3 protein-coding genes are annotated in these 4,876 nt (G+C 34.3%); all 3 read left to right on the plus strand.

Annotated elements, in window-relative coordinates; all coding sequences use genetic code 11:
- The first annotated feature begins 170 nt into the window (after positions 1-170).
- Genes AC3AX0_RS07225 through AC3AX0_RS07235 form a run of 3 tightly spaced genes read left to right on the plus strand, consistent with a single transcriptional unit; the run spans position 171 to position 4,612 of the window.
- The gene (locus AC3AX0_RS07225) at positions 171-1,889 is read left to right on the plus strand and encodes a B12-binding domain-containing radical SAM protein (RefSeq protein WP_487549633.1); all 1,719 of its coding nucleotides are present in this window, start codon (positions 171-173) and stop codon (positions 1,887-1,889) included.
- Positions 1,876-3,009, plus strand: a complete 1,134-nt coding sequence (locus AC3AX0_RS07230; protein ID WP_487549634.1) for a tetratricopeptide repeat protein — start codon at positions 1,876-1,878, stop codon at positions 3,007-3,009. The genes AC3AX0_RS07225 and AC3AX0_RS07230 overlap by 14 nt, the downstream gene beginning before the upstream one ends.
- A gap of 1 nt (position 3,010) precedes the next feature.
- Positions 3,011-4,612, plus strand: coding sequence for a glycosyl hydrolase family 18 protein (locus tag AC3AX0_RS07235; RefSeq protein ID WP_487549635.1), 1,602 nt, complete (start codon positions 3,011-3,013; stop codon positions 4,610-4,612).
- The last annotated feature ends 264 nt before the right edge of the window (positions 4,613-4,876 follow it).

The following is a 4,876-nucleotide window of genomic DNA, read 5'->3' on the forward strand; positions in this document are numbered from 1 at the left end:
TGGCATACAACCTGGTGGAAAACAAGCTTTACAATGAAATGGAAAATGCAGTTGTGGAGCACAGCAATTTTGGGAAATGCATGATTGTTAGAAGTATTAAAACCGAGAAAGGTAAGACCATAATAGTCAATACTCAATTGGGCTGTTACCGGTTGGAAAATTAAATGAGAATGAAAGTATTGTTTGTAGCATTAAACAGCAAATATTCACATGTGAACCTGGCAGTGAGATATTTGAATAACAGAATAAGTGATATTGAAGGAATTGAATCGGAATTCCTTGAATTTACAATAAACCAGAAGAAAGATTATATTCTTTGGGAAATTCTTGAATCTAAGGCTGACTTTGTATGTTTTTCTTCATATATATGGAATATAAATGAAATACTGTCGCTGTCGGAATCTTTAAGAAGGGGAAGCAAGGATATGAGAATTCTTCTGGGCGGACCTGAAGTTACCTTTGAATCTATAGAACTTATGAATGACAATGATTTCATTGACTATATAATTAAAGGAGAGGGAGAACTTCCAGTTCATGAGTTTTTCGAGAAGTTGTCATCAGACGAAAATATTGAAACTATCAAGGGTCTAACCTATAGAATGAATGGATTAGTATTGGAAAATGAAAACTATGGACCCATTGAAGACATATCCATCCTTGACTACCCTTATGAAGAAGGGGAAAACTTTAAAAACAAGTATGTTTATTATGAAAGTTCCAGGGGATGTCCTTTTAACTGCAGCTTTTGCATATCTTCAAGCATCAATGGAGTAAGTAATCTTACGCTTGAAAGGGTGAAGGAGGATTTGGACAAACTGCTGAAAACAGAAGCCAATGTTATAAAGTTTGTAGACAGGACCTTCAATACGGACAGGAAGAGAGCTGAAGAAATAATAAATCATATAGTTAATAATAATCAAAAGGGAATGAAGATACATTTTGAAATAACAGCGGAACTTCTTGACGATAACATGATTTCACTTATAAATAGTTTGCCTGAAGACATGTTTCAGTTTGAAATAGGTGTGCAGTCAACAAATCCAAACACATTGAATGAGGTAAACAGGAAATCCGACATCAACAAGCTAAAGGATGTTGTAGAAAGGATAGGAGCAGGAAACAATGTGCACAGACATTTGGATCTTATAGCGGGACTTCCGGAAGAAGATATGGAATCCTTTGGAAAATCTTTCAATGACGTGTATAATATGAAGATAGAAAAAATTCAGCTTGGATTCCTGAAGGTTCTAAAAGGTACTTCAATAAGGGAAAATGCAGAGAAATACGGAATAGTATACAAGAAAACTGCTCCCTATGAAGTAATAAAAACAGATTTCATGTCTGACAGGGAACTTCTGTATCTAAAAAAGATAGAAGATCTGGTAGATATTTTCTATAACGAGCATCATTTTATAAACTCTATTGAAAAACTTATGACAATGTATGAACCCTTTGATTTTTTTAAAACCTTTTGCAGTTACTGGATCAGAGAAGGTCTATTTGATAGGCCAAGCAAGAAATCAGATATGTATGGTGTTCTTAACGAATTTGCTTTAAAAGTATGCAACCTGGATATACGTGATGAACTTAGGGATGACTTTTTATTAAACGAGAGAAATCTTGACATGCCGGCTTTTTTCCAAGGAGTTAATGAAAAGGAATGTTTAAAGCTTAAGCACGAACTATTGAAGAGTGAAAACTTCAGAGAGAAATACTTTGAAGGTAATGACAATATTCAAAATAAGAAGCTTGTAAACCGATTCAGACTGGTAAGGATTAATGATAGATATTATGCATATGTTTACGGGGACAAGAGAAATATATTTTCAAGAAGTATAAAAACAGACGTTACTGATATTTTGGAGGAAGAATTAAATGACATTTTATGATGAGATTAGAATACTGAGAGAGAAAAAACTTGAATTTGTACCCTTTGTAACTTTAAAGAAAGGTGCGGAGATTCCAGTAATGGAAGGAAATTTCGTACTGGACAGGGAATTGGAAATCCCCTTGCTTCTTGAAGACTTTATTAATGATGTAAAGGAATCTACTGTAAATGAAGGATTGAGTATGGAAAATATATGTACTGGAATGTGCTTCATGCTTGGAGCAGATCCTGAGTTTATATACCATGACTATTATCTAGAAATATTGAACAAGTCAAAAGCCAATCTTCAGTCATATATAATTCACCTCATAAACAAGTTTGGTGAAAAGCTGGAGTATTCAGTAATATTTGCACTTGCTCTTGTTGAAATAGAAACCAGTGCAAGAAATCTCTTCATTCTAGGAAGCTGTCTTGAAAATCTGGCTAAAGATCATTCAGACAAGAAAAACAGTAAGAAATCCGAGATATTCTTTGATGAGGCTGTAAAATACTACCATAGCAGCTGCGATGAGGAAGAGAATTTCACACTGTCTCTTTACAAGCTTGGCTTCTACTACCGAGGACTCGGTCAGTATGTGAGGGCCAAGGACTATTGGGATAGATTTATGGAGCATGACCAGGATTCTGTAAGGATAGAGGAAGTAAGAACAGAAAATGAATCGCTTGAAAAGCTTGTGGATTATGAAATAGGATATAGCTATGTCCTTGACGGCAACACTGAAGACGGTCTGGAGAAACTTCTTCCTCTTGTGGAATATTTCCCGGATTGGTGGAATCTATTGTTCGTCATTGGACTTGCCTTTAGACAAAATTTGGAATACGAAATTGCGTCGGATTATTTCAAAAATGTATTGTTCATGAAAGCGGACCAGAAAGAAGCTTTGAACGAGCTGGCTATCTGCTATCTAAACATGAATAAATTCAAGGAAGCTGAGGAGATTCTTGACAATGCCATAATATTGTCTGAGAACAACAGTGAGCTTTTGGCAAACAGATCTGTTTCAAGGATATATCTGGACAAGATAAAAGAAGCGGAAGAAGATATAGACAAGGCTTTGGAAATAAATCCCAATGACGAGATTGCAATAAACATAAAAAAAGAAATAGAGAAGATGAAATAGTATGAAAGATAGTAAGGATATAAGGAAAAAGCGGATAATATCATCTGCTGCTTTATTTGTATTTTTAATTTTCATGTTCGTCTTAAATAATAAAACATCTGAAAAGAAATTTTCAGGTGTTTATTTGAATGGAGTTTTAACGGGTGATAGTGAAAGCTTTCTTCAGGCGGACAACAATATCTTTCTTTCAGTTGAATTTCTGGAAAACAATGACCTCCTGGATATCTTTTTTAGTGATGAAGAGGAACTTATCCTAATATATGATGACATGAAGACATATACAGTAGATTTAACAAAGAATAAAAGGACTGTCTGGTACAATAAGGACTCAAAAGTATTTTTGAATTCCAATTATATCAAGAACAAGATGAATGGTAAATACAACATAACTGTATTTGAGGACCTGATGTTTATTGAAGACGTCTATTCCGAAATATCAAATGAAAGAAAAATCAGGCTCTATAGAGAAGAAAGTACAAGAAGTGAAAAAATAGTAAATATAGAAGAAGGAAGTATTTTAATTAAATATAACAAGACAGGGAACTGGTGTTTAGTGAGATATGGTGACAAGATAGGCTATGTTAAGGACAACTATCTGAAATCAATGAAATCTTATTTTGAAACAAACTTTTTGCAAAATATCAACAAAAAGAAGATAGTATTGGCATGGGATTTTTTCTCAAGGGAACCTTCTGAGTTTAAAGAAGAAGATATATATCCTGGAATGAATGTCATATGTCCTACCTGGCATCATCTAAAAGAAGATACCCTTGAATTTTCAAACTGGTACATGGAAGAATATATTGACTATTACAATGAGAATAAAATCGAAGTATGGGGCACTTTTTCCAATTCCTTTGATCCTGACTTGACCTCTGATGTAATGAAGGACAGGGAAGGAAGGAGTGATATTGCTGGAAAGATTGCAGACATGGCTGTGGGAAACGGCTACAAGGGAGTCAATATTGATTTTGAAAACATATATCTAAAAGACAAGGAAAATCTTGCTGCTTTCTTTAGGGAATTGTATATGAGACTTAAGAAGGAAAATATTCTAATGTCTGTTGATGTTACGGTTCTTTCGAAAAGTGAGAACTGGTCCATGTTTTATGACAGAAAGACGATAGGTAGGTATTCAGATTATGTAGTCCTAATGGCTTATGATGAAAGAACTCTTCCTGAACACGGCATAGGATCAATTGCATCTCTATCATGGGTTGAAAAGGGAGTGACAGGGTTGATGGAATATGTGCAGAGTGAAAAGATAATATTAGGCCTTCCTTTTTATACAAGGCTCTGGGAAACAATAGAAACCGAAAATGGAACAGTTTATGACGTGACATCTTTGAGATTGACTTCTGCAGACAGGTTTGTAACGGAAAACAACTTTGAATTTGAATATGATGAAGAGACGGGCCAGAACTATGGAGAGAAAACTATAGACAATATACATTACCAGATATGGATAGAGGATGAAGTATCCTTAAAGAAACGGTTGGAACTTGTAGAGAATTACAATCTCAATGGAGTGGGTGTATGGAGTCTTAATTACAGTAAAAAAACTATGTGGAAACTAATAGAAAACTTTTTTGAAAACTTGTAAAAAAAGCGTTGACAATTATAGTATAAATCCCTATAATGATAAAGCACTCACGAAAGAGAAGTGCAGAAAATGAAGCCCGAAAGAAAAAATTGATAAATATTAAAAATAACAATTGACAATTGAAGGGTAAATCATTATACTGATAAAGCGCCTCAAAAGAGGAGCGAAAGACATTAAAAGAAACGACTTAAAAAGAGAAAAAAGAAGCGAAAAAAGTTTTGAAAAACTTATAAAAAACGGTTGACACAGATAAGCGAGAGTGGT

The sequence above is a fragment of the Dethiosulfatibacter sp. genome (genome assembly GCF_983023055.1).